Raw genomic sequence first — 15029 nt, 5'->3', positions numbered from 1 at the left:
CCGGCGCGGGGGTCGACGCCGTGCCGCCATGATACCGGCAGGCGATGCGCAACAATGGAGTCATGTCGGAACCAGCCCTCGCACCACGTAATGCCCTCGGCGGCGTGGTCGCCGTCTGGGCGACGGCCTTCGTCGCGACGGTCGCCCTCGGGATCTTCGTTTCCGAGGAGTGGCGCGTCCCCTGGCTGGTCGTCGCCTTCGGCGGAATCGTCCTGCTCTCCTTCGCCGTGCAGCTCCGGTACGGGCGCACCCAGGGTTTCATCTTCCGCGTGGCAGGCAGCGTCACCGGCGCCCTGCTGCTGATGGGCATCATCTCGGTCGGCTTCGGTCTGGCCGCAATGATCCCCACCTGAGCCCGGCCTGGTCCCCGCCGGACGTCTGCCGGGCGCGGTAAGGTGGAGGGCATGGACATCATGGCGCTCGAAATCTTCTTCATCGGCCTTCTCGGCCTTGCGAGCCTCGCTATCGTCTTCGTCTCGGCCGTGGTGCTCGTCAACCTCTTCCGCGGCCAGCGCTGACGCTCGTGATCGAACTTCCCACCGACCTTCCGGCCGACATCGTCCCGTTCGCCTGGCTGATCGGCGTCTGGGAGGGGACCGGCGTCATCGACTACCCCGTCGGCGAAGAGCGCCTCCAGGGTGAGTTCACGCATCGTGTCTCCTTCAGTCATGACGGCGGACCCTTCCTCAACTACTCGGGGACGGCCACCTTCACCGGCGAAGACCAGTCCGCCTCGATCCCCCTGATCGCCGAGTCCGGCTTCTGGCGCCTCTCGCGTCCGGCTGACACGACGGATGCCGGACCGGCGCTGCTGCCGCCGCTGGCCGCCTCCGACGCACGGACGGTCGACGACGTGGAGAGCCTGCGCGGCGAGAACGGCGCCTTCCCGATCGAGGTCTCGCTCGCCCATTCGGACGGGATCCTGGAGTTCTACCTGGGCGAGATCAACGGTCCGCGCGTCGACATCGCCTCCGACGCGATCGTCCGCGCAGCCGGCACCAAGGACTACAGTGCCGCGTCACGCATGTACGGCCTCGTCGACGGGCATCTGCTCTGGGCCTGGGACATCGCAGCGCTCGGCACTCCGCTGCGCGCGCACGCCTCGGCTCGACTGGCTCAGGTCTGAGATGGCGCTGTTCGAGGGCATCGAGGGCGCGGTCGCGGGAGAGGCCGGCATCGCGCACTTCGGCGATCCGGTGCGTGAGCAGCGGCGCCTCGCCGCGGGCGACGCGCTCGCCGCGCTCGCGGACCGCACGGTGATCGAGGTCGCAGGGCCCGAGCGGCTCGGCTGGCTCGATTCGATCACTTCTCAGTCGGTGGGCCGGTTAGCAGCAGGCGACAGCACCGAATTGCTGGTGCTCGACCCGCAGGGCCGCGTCGAGCACGCGGCCGGCGTCGTCGACGACGGGAATTCGACCTGGCTGATCGCGGATGCGGCGGATGCCGAAGCGCTGGCGACCTGGCTGACCCGCATGAAGTTCCGCACGCAGGCGACCGTCGAGCTCCGCCCCGACCTGGTCCTGTTCGGCTTCGTGGATGGCGGCTCCGCCGCCCGATCGCTGCATGCCGCGGCGTCGGCCGACGGTCGTGCCCCTCTCGTGTGGGAAGACCCTTGGCAGCATGTCGCGGTCGGCGGGCACCAGTACTCCGAGGTCGTCGATCATCCCGGCGCCTCGCTCGCCTGGCGCGTCGGCATCCTGTCCGCCGATGAGGCTGACGCCCTGTCGGCTGTCGTCGATCGAGACGCCGTGGCCGGACTGCTCGCCGCCGAGGCACTGCGCATCGCCGCCTGGCGGCCGCGGTGGGCCTCAGAAGTCGATGACCGGTCGCTTCCGCATGAGTCCGACTGGATTCGCACCGCGGTGCACCTGAGCAAGGGCTGCTACCGGGGTCAGGAGACGGTCGCCAAGGTGCACAACCTCGGTCACCCCCCGCGTCGGCTCGCCGCGCTCCAGCTCGACGGCAGCGATGCCGTGCTGCCGGAACCGGGCTCGCCGGTCTTCGCCGGCGATGACGAGATCGGCCACCTCACCTCGGTCGCCCGTCACCATGAGGATGGGCCCATCGCCCTCGCGATCCTCTCCCGCCGCGCCCCGGTCGGCGACCTCATCGTGCGCGCCGACGGCATCGACATCGCGGCCTCGCAGCAGGTCATCGTGCCCGCCGACGCCGGTGCGGTGGCCGACATCCCTCGCCTCACGCGCCTTTCCCGGCGTCCCTCCGCACCGGATCCCCGCGACGCTCGCTGACCGTCTCGTCAATGCCCGAGCGGCGCCACGGCGTCCCAGGGCACGGTTAACTCTCCGAGGCGCCAGCGAGTCCGACCGCCGAGCACCGGCCATCCCTGATCCCGCAGGGCGGTGACAGCGGCCAGGAATCGCTGCGTCGCACCGAACGTCGAGAGGGCGGCGGCCCGATCCCACTCCCGGTCGAGGTCGAGCAGCAGGGCATGGACCCGCTCCCCGGGGACGTTGCGGTGGATGAGGGCCTTCGGCAGCCGCTCGGCGACGATGCTCGGGCGTTCGAGCCCGGCCAGGCGCAAGGAGATCGTGAAGCGCACGGGCGCGGCATCCGGGGTCACGTCGATCCAGCTGGACACGCGACCGATCTCGTCGCAGGTGCCCTCCACGAGCAGGCCATCCGGTGCCAGTCGCGCGGCCATGGTGCGCCACGCGGCGGCGACGTCGGCCTCCTCGTACTGCCGCAGCACGTTCATCGCCCGGATGATGGCGGGCCGACGCCCGTGGGGGAGCGGGACCTCGAAGCCCCCTCGGGCGAATGAGACCCTCAGATCGGGGGGAAAGCCGGTGCGACCCGCGCGCAGTTCCGCGAGCTGGAGGTCGGCCGTGGCCACGCGGGCGGGGTCGATCTCGAGGCCTCTGACCTCGGCATCCTTTCGGGCGTCGCGCAGCCGCGCGGCGAGCTCGAAAGCCGTGACGCCGCTCGCTCCGTAGCCGAGGTCGATGACCAGCGGATCCGCGGCGCGACGGAAGGCGGCGCTCGCCGCGATCCAGCGGTCGTTGCGGCGCAGCCGGTTGGTCCCGGTCGTGCCGCGCGTCGGTCGGCCGACGGGAGATGACGCCATACGTCAATCCTGCGCCCTGGATGCGCCCCGCGACCAATCCGGAGCGGTCGGCGCGGATAAACTGGCGACATGACTGCGACGCGCACCCTGATCCTGCTCCGCCACGGCCAGAGCGAGTGGAATGAACTGAACCTCTTCACCGGCTGGGTCGACGTCCGGCTGACCGAGCAGGGCAAGGAAGAGGCCCGCCGCGGCGGCGAGCTTCTCGCCGAAGCCGGCATCCTGCCCGACGTCCTGCACACCTCGCTGCTGAGCCGTGCCATCCAGACGGCGAACATCGCTCTGGATGCCGCCGATCGCCTGTGGATCCCCGTGGTCCGCTCCTGGCGCCTCAACGAGCGCCACTACGGCGCCCTGCAGGGCAAGGACAAGGCGCAGACCCTCGAGGAGTTCGGCCCCGAGCAGTTCCAGCTGTGGCGTCGTTCCTTCGACGTGCCGCCGCCCCTGCTCGACGACGCGAGCGAGTTCAGCCAGGTCGGCGACGCCCGCTACGAGGGCATCGACGGCGAGGTGCCCCGCACCGAGTCGCTCAAGCTGGTCATCGACCGGCTGCTCCCGTACTGGGACGACGCGATCGTGCCCGACCTCGACGCCGGCAAGACCGTGCTCGTCACGGCGCACGGCAACTCGCTCCGCGGCCTGGTCAAGCACCTCGAGGGCATCGGCGACGACGACATCGCCGAGCTGAACATCCCCACCGGCATCCCGCTGGTGTACGAACTCGACGAGAACAACGTCCCCACGGGCCCCGGTCGCTACCTCGACCCGGAGGCCGCAGCCGCCGGTGCCGCCGCGGTCGCCGCGCAGGGAAAGAAGTAACACGACACACAGAAGAGGGGCGGATGCTGCGACAGCATCCGCCCCTCTTCTGTGTGTGGCTCAGGCGTGCCCGAGCTCCTGCTGCTGCTCGACGGCCAGAGCGATCTCGGCCTCGGAGACGTGCCAGTCGCCCGTCGCGAGGTAGACCATCTTCTTGGCGATGGCGACCGCGTGGTCGGCGAAGCGCTCGTGGTAACGGCTCGCCAGGGTGGCATCGACGGTGGCCGTGGTCTCGCCCTTCCAGTTGTCGCTGAGCACCTTCTCGAAGACGTTGGCGTGCAGCTCGTCGACGTCGTCGTCCGCGTTGCGGATGGTGTCGGCGTAGCGCAGGTCGCCGGTGCGGAGCAGCTCCGAGAGCGTGCGCGAGATCTCGACGTCCAGTTCGCCCATCTTCACGAACGTGCCCTTGAGGCCCTTCGGGATGGCGCGCTCCGGGAAGCGCAGGCGGGCGAGCTGCGCGATGTGCTCGGCCATGTCGCCCATGCGCTCGATCGAGGCGCTGACGCGCAGCGCCGTCACGACGATGCGCAGGTCGCGGGCGACCGGCTGCTGCCGGGCGAGGATCTCGATGGCCTGCTCGTCGAGCTGGACGGCCAGGGCGTCGATCTTCGCGTCATCGGCGATGACCTCTTCGGCCAGCGCGACGTCGCTCGTCGCGAAGGCACGCGTCGCCTTGTCGATCGCGACCGTGACGAGGTCCGCGATCTCGACGAGGCGGTTCTGCAAGTCCTCGAGGGACTGGTGGAAGACTTCGCGCATGGTGGGGCGCAACCTTTCATTCGGATCTCGGCTGTGAGCACGGCGCGAGACGGCGGTTCGTCCGCACGAGAGCGGGTCTGCACTCCCGCACAGGCCCGAGGAGATTGTGTGCCCCGAAGGTTAACGAACGGTGCCCAGCATGTGAATAGTAGTTCGCCGCTCCCCGCCAGCGCGCAGAAACCCGCCGGATGGACGGTGAACGCACTCTACGCTGGGGATATGACCTTGCCGCAGCTCGCGCTGTCTTCGCTCGCCATCGGGCTGGTGATCGGCGTCGGCGTCTCCCTCCTGGTGGCGTGGGCATACCGGGCACGCGCACGGGCCGAGGAGGAGACGTCGCTCGCGCTCCCGCCCGGCATCACGGACGTTCTCGGCAGCATGGACGATGCGGCCTGCGTCGTGGACTCCTCCGGAATGGTGCTCGCGGTCTCGCACGCCGCGACCCGGTTCGGCATCGAGGTCGGCTCGACGCTCGACAACACGGAGCTGCGCCAGCTGGTGCGCGCCGTCAAGACCTCCGGGGGATCGCACACCGAATCGTTCCGCATCACCCGCGGGGGACTGAGCCTCGATCCGCGCCTCGTCTCGGCACGTGCGAGCGTCATCGCCGCGCGACTGGTGCTGCTGATCATCCGCGACGTCACCGAGCAGGAGCGTCTCGACCAGATGCGCCGCGACTTCGTCGCCAACACCAGTCATGAGCTGAAGACGCCGGTCGGCGCGGTGAGCCTCCTCGCGGAGGCGATCGAATCCGCCGCGGAGGACCCGGCGCAGGTGCGCATCTTCGCCGCCCGGATCTCGGCGGAGGCCGGTCGTCTCGGCCAGCTCACCGGGCGGATCATGAGCCTGTCGCGGCTGCAGGCCGAGGGCGGGCTCACCGAGGTCGGACCGATCGCGATCGACGAGGTCATCGCCTCGTCCATCGAGGCCCATGTCGTGCAGGCGGATTCGGCGGGCGTCGAGCTCGCACGCGGTGGCGATCGCGGCGTGTGGGTGCGCGGCGACGCACAGATCCTCATCGAGGCCGTCGGCAACCTCATCGCGAACGCGATCGTGTACTCGCCGCGCGGCTCACGCGTCGGCGTCGGCGTCAAGGCGGACGCCGGGGTCGTGGAGATCGCGGTGTCCGATCAGGGCATCGGCATCGCCGAAGGCGACCGGGAGCGGATCTTCGAGCGGTTCTACCGGGCGGACGAGGCCCGCTCGCGGCGCACCGGCGGCACCGGACTCGGCCTCTCGATCGTCAAGCACGCGACGCAGCGGCACGGCGGCGAGGTCCGTCTCTGGTCGCGCCCAGGACGCGGATCGACCTTCACCATCAGACTTCCTCGTATCGACGCCCCGGCGCACGCCGACGAGGGCAAGAAGAGCAAGAAGAAGCGTGCGCGCAAGGCCGCCAAAGCCGCCGCCCCCGCTCGCATCCGAAACGGAGAGAAAGCATGACCCGAATCCTTCTCGTCGAAGACGAGCCAGACCTCGCCGACCCGCTCGCATATCTGCTGCGTCGTGAAGGCTACGAGGTGGAGATCGCCGAAGACGGTCCGGGCGCGCTCACCGCGTTCCGCGATCGCGGGGCGGACATCGTGCTGCTCGATCTGATGCTCCCGGGGATGCCGGGCACCGAGGTCTGCCGTCAGATCCGCTCGACGTCTGCGGTGCCGATCATCATGCTCACGGCCAAGGACTCCGAGGTCGACATCGTGGTGGGCCTCGAACTGGGGGCCGACGATTACATCACCAAGCCGTACTCCTCGCGCGAGCTGCTGGCGCGGATGCGTGCCGTGCTGCGCCGGATCGTGCAGGCGGACAGCGAGCTCGACGAGCGCGTGCTCGACTGCGGACGCGTCTCACTCGACATCGACCGGCACACCGTCTCGGTGCTGGGAGCGCAGATCAACATGCCCCTGAAGGAGTTCGAGCTGCTCGAAGTCCTGATGCGCAACTCCGGGCGTGTGCTCACGCGCGGGCAGCTCATCGACCGTGTCTGGGGGAGCGACTACTTCGGCGACACCAAGACGCTCGATGTGCACATCAAGCGCATCCGCTCCCGCATCGAGGAGAACCCGAGCGAGCCGGTCATGCTGGTGACCGTGCGCGGGCTCGGATACCGGTTCGAGGGCTGAGGCCGGATAGCAGAAGAGGCCGGCACCCCACGGGGTGCCGGCCTCTCGGTGGATCAGGGGTGGATCACTCCTGCGGAGCCGGGGCCGCGGTGTCCGTGGGCATCGGCATCGGCGTGCTCGTCACCAGCTCGGGAACCAGGTCCGTGTAGTAGGGGAGCGAGCCGTCGAGGACGGGGACCTCGGTCTTCACGCCGATGGAGTCACCGGACTGGAAGTGCATCTCGATGGTCGCGCCGGGCATGGTGTCGAGGTCGACGATGCGCAGCGGCTCCTCGTCCGCGCCGAGGCTCACCGTGCCGCCGGCCGGAACAGTGACCGTGAACGGGTCGATGCCCTCGAGTGCGATCGTGAGCGTGGCGCTCTCGTCGGTCGGGTTCACGATCGCGGCGATGAAGTTGCCGACCGAACCGTCTTCGGTGGCGACGATGAAGGCGTTCCGGACATCGAGCGGCCCGTCGGCGTCGGAGACGTTCACGCCGTCCGAGGCGGAGTACTCGATCTTCGTCGCCTGGGGCGAGATGAACGTGCAGCCCGTGGCGCCGAGAAGAACGACGGCGCTGAGGGCGGCAGACGCAACAAGGCGCGATTTCACGGGTCCTCCTGAGGTCCGGCGGGATATCCGCAACCATTCTACGGGTACGCGGCCGCCGCCCCCGTGACGCCGAGGCGCGAACCTTAGCGCATATTCCCTGTGGTATCCTTGAGGTTGCCGAAAGGACACGTTTTTATGCTTTTTGAGGTTGGCGAGACAGTCGTCTATCCGCACCATGGCGCCGCGACCATCATCGAGGTCAAGGAACGCATCATCAAGGGTGAGGCGAAGAAATATCTGAAGCTCAACGTCACGCAGGGCGATCTCATCATCGAGGTCCCGGCGGAGAATGTCGACTTGGTCGGCGTTCGTGACGTCATCGGCAAGGAGGGCCTCGACCACGTGTTCGAGGTTCTGCGTGCGCCCTTCACGGAGGAGCCCACCAACTGGTCGCGCCGTTACAAGGCCAACCTGGAGAAGCTCGCCTCCGGCGATGTGATCAAAGTCAGCGAGGTCGTTCGCGACCTGTGGCGTCGTGACCAGGACCGCGGTCTCTCCGCGGGGGAGAAGCGGATGCTGGCGAAGGCTCGTCAGATCCTCATCTCCGAACTCGCACTGGCTGAGAAGACCGACGAGGACAAGGCGGGCGCTCTGCTCGACGAGGTCCTCGCTTCCTGAGTCGTCCACGAAGGGGCGGATGCTTCGGCATCCGCCCCTTCGTCGTCCCCGCACGCGCGGTAGCGTGAGTCGGTGAGCACTCTTCCCGTCCCCGACACCGCGATCATCGTCGTCGCCGCAGGCTCCGGCACCCGGTTGGATGCGGGTGCACCCAAGGCGCTGGTCGGCATCGACGCGCACTCGATCCTCCGCCACGCCCTCGATGGCGTCTTCGCCGCAGCTCTCGCGCAGGTGATCGTCGTCGCCCCCGCGGGCTACGAGGGCGATGCCCTGACGGAGCTCGAGGCCGCAGCAGGCGGGAGGCGCGATCTCGGCCGCGTGGTCACGGGTGGGGCGACCCGCCAGCAGTCGGTGGCCGCCGGACTCGCCGCGCTCTGGGGTGACGTCCGGACGGTTCTCGTCCACGACGCTGCTCGTGCGCTGACGCCTCCCGCGCAGATCGACGCGGTCGCCGCGGCGGTGACGGCGGATGCCGGGGTCATTCCGGCGCTCGCGGTGGTCGACACCCTCAAGAGAGTCGATGCGGATGCCGTGGTCGGCCCGGTCGATCGGTCGGAACTGGCGGCGGCGCAGACTCCGCAGGGCTTCCCGCGTGCTCTTCTCGAGCAGGCGTATGCGGCGGCGCTCGACTCCGGCGTCGAGTACACCGACGATGCGGCGCTGTTCGCGGCGGCAGGGCATCCGGTCCGCTGGATCGACGGTTCCGCGCGGGCGTTCAAGATCACGACACCCGCCGACCTGGATCGGGCACGGCACCTGCTCGCGGCATCCGACACCGCTCCGGCATCCGCCGCGGCGTCGATCGTGCGCGCCGGGCTCCCGCGCGTCGGACTCGGTACCGATGTGCATGCTTTCGGCGGAGAGGGCGATCTCTGGCTCGCCGGTCTGGAGTGGCCGGGAGAACCCGCGCTCTCCGGACACTCGGACGGCGATGCCGTCGCGCACGCGATCGTCGACGCGCTGCTCGGCGCCGCCGGGCTCGGTGACATCGGCGAGCACTTCGGTACGTCGCATCCGGAGTATGCGGGAGCACATGCCGACGTCTTCCTCGCCCGCACGCGGGAGCTGCTGGCGGATGCCGGCTTCCTGATCGGCAATGTCTCCGCGCAGTTCCAGGGCAATCGCCCGCGGTTCAGCGCGCGTCGCGCCGAGGCGGAGGCCGTCCTGTCGGCAGCGCTCGGAGGAGCTCCGGTGACCGTGACGGCGACGACGACCGACGGGCTCGGATTCTCCGGCCGCGGCGAGGGCATCTCGGTCACGGCGATCGCCCTCGTGGTGCCGGACGAATCACGGAGAGTGTGACGTTTCGCGGAACTTTTCGCCCGATCCGTCCGTAAATCGTCACATCGTCCGCGAAACGTCGCCCGGCGGCGGGCGTCCAGCCGCGCCCGAGTAGGCTTGAGCGGTGACAGTCCGCCTCTACGACACCCGCGCGCAGCAGCTGCGCGACTTCGTGCCTCTCGATCCCGAGAACATCACGATGTACGTGTGCGGACCCACGGTGCAGTCCGGCCCGCACATCGGGCACGTCCGCGCCGCGCTGAGCTTCGATCTCCTGCGCCGCTGGCTGGCGCATCGGTACAGCCGCGTGACCTTCGTGCGCAACGTCACCGACATCGACGACAAGGTGATCGCCAACGCGACGGATGCCGAGCCATGGTGGGCTCTCGCCTACCGGATGGAGCAGGAGTTCACCGCCGCCTACGGTGCGGTCGGGATCCTGGCCCCGACGTACGAGCCGCGCGCCACGGCATCCGTTCCTCAGATGCAGGAGATCATCGCCACCCTCATCGATCGGGGCCACGCCTACCCGGCGCCCGATGGATCGGGTGACGTCTACTTCGACGTGCGCTCCTGGTCGACGTACGGGGAGCTCACCAACCAGTCGGTGGATGCCATGGAAGCCGCGGAAGACGCGGACCCCCGGGGCAAGCGCAACCCGCAGGACTTCGCACTCTGGAAGGGTGCGAAGCCGGAAGAGCCCGAAGACGCGAAGTGGGCATCGCCGTGGGGCGTCGGACGCCCGGGATGGCACATCGAGTGCTCCGCGATGTCGAAGCGCTACCTCGGCGCCGAGTTCGACATCCACGGCGGAGGCCTCGACCTGCGCTTCCCGCATCACGAGAACGAACTCGCGCAGTCGACCGCGGCGGGAGACGGCTTCGCCCGCTACTGGGTGCACAACGGCCTCGTGACAGTCGACGGCCAGAAGATGTCGAAGTCCGTGGGCAACTTCACGCTCGCCGCCGATGTGCTGGCCGAGCACGACCCTCTCGTGGTGCGCTATGCGCTCGCCGCAGCGCACTACCGTTCCAGCCTCGACCTCACCGAGTCGTCGTGGGCGGAGGCGGATGCTGCGCTCGCGCGTATCCGTACCTTCCTCGACCGCGCCCAGCGGCTCGTCAAGCCCGGGTGGGCGGAGTACAAGGAAGGGCTGCCGACCGAGTTCTGGGAGGCGATGAACGACGATCTCGCCGTGCCTCGCGCGCTCGCGGCCATCCACAGCAGCATCCGCTCAGGCAACGCCCTGCTCGACGCAGGAAAGCACGACGAGGCCAAGCAGGACGTGATGGATGTCATCCGGATGACCGGCGTGCTGGGCCTGAACCCGCACTCGCCCGAGTGGAGTTCGACGGATGCCGGCGCTGAGGCGTCCGCTCTGGACGCGCTCGTGCAGACGATGATCACCCAGCGCGCTCAGGCGCGTGCTGACAAGGACTGGGCGGCGGCGGATCGCATCCGCGACGCGATCGCCGCCGCAGGAATCACGCTGGAGGATACTCCGGCCGGAACTCATTGGAGTATCGATGGCTAAGCCACAGCGCCCCGGCGCAAGCAACGGCAAGAAGAAGGGCCCGTCCAAGGGCACCGGCGGACTCGGGCGCAAGGCGCTCGAGGGTCGAGGACCGACCCCGAAGGCCGAGGACCGCGCCTGGCACCCTGCCGGCAAGCGCAAGGCCGCGGCCGAGCGCTACGCGGCATCCGGTGGCAAGGGCAACCCTTCGTCGGGCTCAGGGGCCGGCAGAAGGAATGCTGCCGGCGGCAACCCGAACCGCTCCGCCCGCGCGAAGGACAACACGTCCGAGGCGGAGACGGTCACCGGTCGCAACTCGGTGCTCGAGGCGCTCCGCGCCAAGATCCCGGCGACCGCGTTCCACATCGCGCAGCGCGTCGAGATGGACGACCGCGTCAAGGAGATGCTGTCGATCGCGACCCACCGGGGGATCCCGGTGATGGAGGTCACCCGCCAGGAGCTCGACCGCATGGCCGGCTTCGACGGCGTGCATCAGGGCGTCGCGATCAAGGTGCCGCCCTACGAGTACGCGCATCCGCAGGACCTGCTCGAGCAGGCGATCGATCGCCGCCAGGTGCCGCTGTTCGTCGCCCTCGATGGCATCACCGATCCGCGCAACCTCGGCGCCGTCATCCGCTCGGCAGCGGCGTTCGGAGCCCACGGTGTCATCCTGCCGCAGCGTCGCTCGGCCGGCGTGAACTCCGCCGTCTGGAAGACCAGCGCCGGAGCCGTCGCCCGCACGCCCGTCGCCCTCGCGACGAACCTGACGACGCAGCTCAAGGAGTTCAAGAAGCAGGGTGTCTTCATCCTCGGGCTCGCCGGTGATGGCGACGTCTCGCTGCCCGACCTGCAGCTGGCCGATCGCCCTGTCGTGATCGTCGCGGGCTCCGAGGGCAAGGGGCTGTCGCGCCTGGTCCGCGAGACCTGCGACCAGATCGTCTCGATCCCGATCTCGGCGTCGACCGAATCGCTGAACGCCGGCATCGCCACCTCCGTCGCTCTGTACCAGGTGTCGACTATCCGCGGCGCCAAGAAGAAGTCCTAGGAAGGAAAGCGCATGACACGCATCGTCGTCCTCGGAGGAACCGGCTACGCCGGTCGTCACATCGTCGCGGAGGCGGTGGCACGCGGTCACGCGGTGATCGCTGTCTCGCGCTCGGAGCCGTCCGACCCGGTGGCGGGCGCCGCCTACGTGCAGCGATCGGTTCTCGACGGAGAGTCGATCACGGAGACCTTCGACGGCGCGGATGCGGTGGTGTGGGCGCTCGCTGCGCGCGGCGACATGGAGGACAAGGTGCTCGGCGCTTTGAAGAGCGTCGCCGAGACGCTGACCGGCACCGAGACGCGCCTCGGCGTGATCGGCGGTGCCGGAGGCAGCCTCGTCGCCCCGGGCGGGCCCCGTCTGTTCGACCAGGACTTCCCCGAGGAGTACAAGGCCGAGGCGCAGGTCGGCATCGACTCGCTCGCCCTCCTGCAGGGGACGGATGCCGGACTGGACTGGTTCTTCGTGCACCCGGCCGAGGAGTTCGGACCGTGGGCCGAGGGCGAGCGCACCGGGCACTACCGCGACGGCGGCGACGTGATCGTCCGCGATGCCGACGGCAAGTCGTGGATCTCGGGCGCCGACTTCGCTGTCGCGCTCGTCGACGAGATCGAGCAGGGCAAGCACCGGCGCGAGCGGTTCACCGTCGGCTACTGACCTCGAGTGCTGGTCTCGAGGGGCTCGTCCCGCGGCTCAGACCAGATCGCGCCAGTCGACGGCCTCGTCGTCATCGTCGTCGTCGCGGAGTGACAGCGACCCGGTGATGACCGGCAGGCTCATCGTCTCGGTCGGCGGACCCATGATGGTGGCTTCGTCGCGCCGATGTCGCAGCACCTCGTTGATGTAGCTCGTGAGGACCTCGGCGAGGGGTACGGAGCGGCCCGATGCCTGCGACAGGTACCAGCGGTGTTCGAGCACCTGGTGGAACACCTCGGCCGGTTCCAGCTTGGTGCGCAGTTCGTACGGGATGGCGCGGACAACGGGCTCGAACACCCGCGTCAGCCATTCGTGTGCGTACATCTCCTCGTCGGCCCACTGCTTGGTCGAGCGAGCACGGAACTCGTCGAGGTCGTTGAGCAGGCGGCGGGCCTGGTTCTCCTCGACGTCCAGCCCCGTGAGGCGGATGAGCCGGCGCTGGTGGTGCCCGGCATCGACGACCTTGGGCTGGATCTCGACGACCGTGCCGTCGCCGGCCGTCGACATCGACATCTCGTCGATGTCGAAGCCGAGTGCATTGAGCCGCTCGACCCGCTCGGTGATGCGCCAGGTCTCGGCCGCTGAGAAGGACTCCTGGGCGGTGAGCTCGGCCCAGAGCGACCGGTAGGAGGAGACGATGCCGTCGGCGATGGCGACGGCATCCACACCGTGCTCGAGCCGCCCCCCGGCGGCGAGGTCCATGATCTCCCCGGCGATGTTCGTGCGGGCGAGATCGAGGTCGTAGGCGCGTTGCCCGTCGGTCAGCCCTTCCTCGTGCAGCTCGCCGGTCTCGGCGTCGACGAGGTATGCGGCGAAGGCACCGGCATCACGGCGGAACAGCGTGTTCGACAGCGACACGTCACCCCAGTAGAAGCCCACGTTGTGCAGGCGCACCAGGAGCAGCGCCAGCGCATCGACGAGACGGTTGGCCGTGTCGGGGCGCAGCACCCGCGTGAAGAGCGCGCGGTAGGGCATCGAGAACCGCAGGTGCGAAGTGACGAGCGCCGCCGGCAGCGCCTCGCCCGTGGCATCCGTCCGTCCGGCGATCACGGCCACCCTGTCGACGCAGGGAACGTCGAGGCGCGCGAGGTTGCCGAGCATGTCGTACTCGCGCTGCGCCATCTCGGCGGTCGTCTCCTTGACGGCGATGACCCGGCCGGAGAGATCGGCGAACCGCACCAGATGGCGGGACAGCCCCTTCGGCAGCGACACGATGTGCTCGGACGGCCACTTCGCAAGAGTCGTGGACCACGGGAGCGCGAGCAGGCCGGGGTCGACCTTGCTCGCAGTGATGCGGAGGGAGTCCTGCATGGCGCTCCTCAACGGGGGAGTCGGGAAAAGCAGACGCGGCGCGGGCGACCCGAAGGTCGGCCGCGCCGCGTCTGAGGGAATTACGAGGCCGAGATGACCGGCTTGTCGTTGAGGCGCTCGCCCGACTCGATGTCGAACGCGTGCACGTGACCGGCGGATGCCGCGAGCGTGACGGTCTCGCCGGCGTTCGGGTGGCTGCGACCGTCGACACGGGCGACCAGGTCGGCGCGCTTGCCGTTGATCTCGGTGTGGCCGTACAGGTAGCCGTCAGCACCGAGCTCCTCGACGAGGTCGACCGTGACCGAGAGGCCCTTGCCGTCGGCCGGGCCGACGACGATGTCCTCGGGGCGGACGCCGACCGTGACCTGCGAACCGTTCGCACGGCCCACCGTGTCGCGGTCGAGCGGAACGACCTCGGTGCCGAAGCGGATGCCGCCCTCGGCGAGGTCCGCCGAGAAGAGGTTCATCGCGGGCGAGCCGATGAAGCCGGCGACGAACACGTTGTTCGGCTTCTCGTAGAGGTCGCGCGGGGTGCCGACCTGCTGGAGCAGACCGTCCTTGAGAACCGCGATGCGGTCACCCATGGTCAGAGCCTCGGTCTGGTCGTGCGTGACGTAGACCGTGGTGACGCCGAGACGACGCTGCAGCGACGCGATCTGCGTACGCGTCTGCACGCGGAGCTTGGCGTCGAGGTTCGACAGCGGCTCGTCCATGAGGAACACCTGCGGCTGGCGGACGATCGCACGGCCCATGGCGACGCGCTGACGCTGACCACCCGAGAGTGCCTTCGGCTTGCGGGTCAGGTAGTCCTCGAGGTCGAGGAGCTTGGCGGCCTCGAGAACGCGGGTCGCACGCTCTTCCTTGTTGACGCCGGCGATCTTGAGCGCGAAGCCCATGTTCTCGGCGACCGTCATGTGCGGGTACAGCGCGTAGTTCTGGAACACCATCGCGATGTCGCGGTCCTTCGGCGGCACGTCGGTGACGTCGCGGTCACCGATGAGGATGCGGCCGGCGTTGACCTCTTCGAGGCCTGCGAGCATGCGGAGCGAGGTGGACTTACCGCAACCGGAGGGGCCGACCAGGACGAGGAATTCGCCGTCTCCGACCTCGAGGTTGAGCTTGTCGACTGCGGGGCGGGTGCCGCCGGGGTACAGGCGGGTTGCGTCGTCGAAAGTGACAGATGCCATTAT

The 15029-nt window shown here is 69.1% G+C and carries 16 protein-coding genes; 11 read left to right on the top strand and 5 right to left on the bottom strand.

The genetic code is table 11. The annotated features are described in order from the left end of the window. Positions 1-62: 62 nt before the first annotated feature. The 3 genes from V5D55_RS00410 (at position 63) to ygfZ (ending at position 2249) form a co-directional block, all read left to right on the top strand. Positions 63-353 (top strand): hypothetical protein, encoded by a 291-nt coding sequence (locus V5D55_RS00410; RefSeq protein WP_435746570.1) that lies wholly within the window; start codon positions 63-65, stop codon positions 351-353. 170 nt (positions 354-523) lie between these two features. Beyond that, on the top strand, positions 524-1126 hold the full coding sequence (locus V5D55_RS00405; RefSeq protein ID WP_435746568.1) for an FABP family protein: 603 nt from the start codon (positions 524-526) through the stop codon (positions 1124-1126). A 1-nt stretch (position 1127) separates the two neighbouring features. Continuing rightward, positions 1128-2249, top strand: coding sequence for a CAF17-like 4Fe-4S cluster assembly/insertion protein YgfZ (gene ygfZ / locus V5D55_RS00400; RefSeq protein ID WP_435746566.1), 1122 nt, complete (start codon positions 1128-1130; stop codon positions 2247-2249). Positions 2250-2257: 8 nt separating this feature from the next. Here the strand turns inward: ygfZ and V5D55_RS00395 are convergent, their stop codons facing one another. After that, positions 2258-3085: a class I SAM-dependent methyltransferase gene (locus tag V5D55_RS00395; RefSeq protein WP_435746564.1), complete on the bottom strand. Its 828-nt coding sequence runs from the start codon at positions 3083-3085 to the stop codon at positions 2258-2260. Positions 3086-3154: 69 nt separating this feature from the next. On the opposite strand from V5D55_RS00395, the gene V5D55_RS00390 reads away from it, so the two are divergent. After that, positions 3155-3904 (top strand): phosphoglyceromutase, encoded by a 750-nt coding sequence (locus V5D55_RS00390; RefSeq protein WP_435746562.1) that lies wholly within the window; start codon positions 3155-3157, stop codon positions 3902-3904. 60 nt (positions 3905-3964) lie between these two features. Here the strand turns inward: V5D55_RS00390 and phoU are convergent, their stop codons facing one another. Then, positions 3965-4663, bottom strand: coding sequence for a phosphate signaling complex protein PhoU (phoU, locus tag V5D55_RS00385; protein WP_435746560.1), 699 nt, complete (start codon positions 4661-4663; stop codon positions 3965-3967). Positions 4664-4882: 219 nt separating this feature from the next. Between phoU and V5D55_RS00380 the strand changes: the two genes are divergently transcribed. Together V5D55_RS00380 and V5D55_RS00375 are read left to right on the top strand one after the other, a co-directional pair. Further along, positions 4883-6106 (top strand): sensor histidine kinase, encoded by a 1224-nt coding sequence (locus tag V5D55_RS00380; RefSeq protein WP_435746558.1) that lies wholly within the window; start codon positions 4883-4885, stop codon positions 6104-6106. After that, positions 6103-6786, top strand: coding sequence for a response regulator (locus tag V5D55_RS00375; RefSeq protein WP_435746556.1), 684 nt, complete (start codon positions 6103-6105; stop codon positions 6784-6786). The genes V5D55_RS00380 and V5D55_RS00375 overlap by 4 nt, the downstream gene beginning before the upstream one ends. A 64-nt stretch (positions 6787-6850) precedes the next feature. Here the strand turns inward: V5D55_RS00375 and V5D55_RS00370 are convergent, their stop codons facing one another. Further along, the gene (locus V5D55_RS00370; protein WP_435746554.1) at positions 6851-7378 is read right to left on the bottom strand and encodes a DNA modification methylase; all 528 of its coding nucleotides are present in this window, start codon (positions 7376-7378) and stop codon (positions 6851-6853) included. A 135-nt stretch (positions 7379-7513) separates the two neighbouring features. Between V5D55_RS00370 and V5D55_RS00365 the strand changes: the two genes are divergently transcribed. From V5D55_RS00365 to V5D55_RS00345, 5 genes are all read left to right on the top strand, one after another. Further along, a complete protein-coding gene (locus tag V5D55_RS00365; RefSeq protein WP_017201416.1) occupies positions 7514-7996 on the top strand; it encodes a CarD family transcriptional regulator in 483 nt (160 codons plus the stop codon). Positions 7997-8068: 72 nt separating this feature from the next. Then, positions 8069-9298: a 2-C-methyl-D-erythritol 4-phosphate cytidylyltransferase gene (gene ispD / locus V5D55_RS00360; RefSeq protein WP_435746549.1), complete on the top strand. Its 1230-nt coding sequence runs from the start codon at positions 8069-8071 to the stop codon at positions 9296-9298. A gap of 103 nt (positions 9299-9401) precedes the next feature. After that, positions 9402-10811 carry a cysteine--tRNA ligase gene (gene cysS / locus V5D55_RS00355; protein WP_435746547.1) on the top strand — a complete coding sequence of 470 codons (1410 nt, stop codon included), beginning with the start codon at positions 9402-9404 and terminating at the stop codon, positions 10809-10811. Then, a complete protein-coding gene (gene rlmB, locus V5D55_RS00350) occupies positions 10804-11835 on the top strand; it encodes a 23S rRNA (guanosine(2251)-2'-O)-methyltransferase RlmB (RefSeq protein WP_435746545.1) in 1032 nt (343 codons plus the stop codon). The genes cysS and rlmB overlap by 8 nt, the downstream gene beginning before the upstream one ends. 12 nt (positions 11836-11847) lie before the next feature. After that, positions 11848-12489, top strand: coding sequence for an NAD(P)-dependent oxidoreductase (locus V5D55_RS00345; protein WP_435746543.1), 642 nt, complete (start codon positions 11848-11850; stop codon positions 12487-12489). 36 nt (positions 12490-12525) lie between these two features. Here the strand turns inward: V5D55_RS00345 and V5D55_RS00340 are convergent, their stop codons facing one another. Both V5D55_RS00340 and V5D55_RS00335 read right to left on the bottom strand, forming a co-directional pair. Then, entirely contained in the window at positions 12526-13839 is a 1314-nt protein-coding gene (locus V5D55_RS00340; RefSeq protein ID WP_435746541.1) for a DUF4032 domain-containing protein, read from the bottom strand. A gap of 80 nt (positions 13840-13919) precedes the next feature. Further along, entirely contained in the window at positions 13920-15026 is a 1107-nt protein-coding gene (locus tag V5D55_RS00335; RefSeq protein WP_435746539.1) for an ABC transporter ATP-binding protein, read from the bottom strand. Between the last annotated feature and the right edge of the window lie 3 nt (positions 15027-15029).

Origin of the sequence: Microbacterium sp. PMB16 (assembly GCF_051294855.1) — a bacterium.
GTDB lineage: Bacteria > Actinomycetota > Actinomycetes > Actinomycetales > Microbacteriaceae > Microbacterium.
The sequence above is the reverse complement of the archived record's forward strand: the minus strand, read 5'-3'. Positions and strand labels throughout refer to the sequence as shown.

Coding starts and splice junctions, on each gene's coding strand:
- V5D55_RS00365 (WP_017201416.1), top strand. CDS start 7,514: ATGCTTTTTGAGGTTGGCGAGACAGTCGTCTATCCGCACCATGGCGCC.
- V5D55_RS00340 (WP_435746541.1), bottom strand. CDS start 13,839: ATGCAGGACTCCCTCCGCATCACTGCGAGCAAGGTCGACCCCGGCCTG.
- V5D55_RS00335 (WP_435746539.1), bottom strand. CDS start 15,026: ATGGCATCTGTCACTTTCGACGACGCAACCCGCCTGTACCCCGGCGGC.
- V5D55_RS00380 (WP_435746558.1), top strand. CDS start 4,883: ATGACCTTGCCGCAGCTCGCGCTGTCTTCGCTCGCCATCGGGCTGGTG.
- V5D55_RS00390 (WP_435746562.1), top strand. CDS start 3,155: ATGACTGCGACGCGCACCCTGATCCTGCTCCGCCACGGCCAGAGCGAG.
- V5D55_RS00345 (WP_435746543.1), top strand. CDS start 11,848: ATGACACGCATCGTCGTCCTCGGAGGAACCGGCTACGCCGGTCGTCAC.
- V5D55_RS00410 (WP_435746570.1), top strand. CDS start 63: ATGTCGGAACCAGCCCTCGCACCACGTAATGCCCTCGGCGGCGTGGTC.
- V5D55_RS00395 (WP_435746564.1), bottom strand. CDS start 3,085: ATGGCGTCATCTCCCGTCGGCCGACCGACGCGCGGCACGACCGGGACC.
- ygfZ (WP_435746566.1), top strand. CDS start 1,128: ATGGCGCTGTTCGAGGGCATCGAGGGCGCGGTCGCGGGAGAGGCCGGC.
- phoU (WP_435746560.1), bottom strand. CDS start 4,663: ATGCGCGAAGTCTTCCACCAGTCCCTCGAGGACTTGCAGAACCGCCTC.
- V5D55_RS00375 (WP_435746556.1), top strand. CDS start 6,103: ATGACCCGAATCCTTCTCGTCGAAGACGAGCCAGACCTCGCCGACCCG.
- rlmB (WP_435746545.1), top strand. CDS start 10,804: ATGGCTAAGCCACAGCGCCCCGGCGCAAGCAACGGCAAGAAGAAGGGC.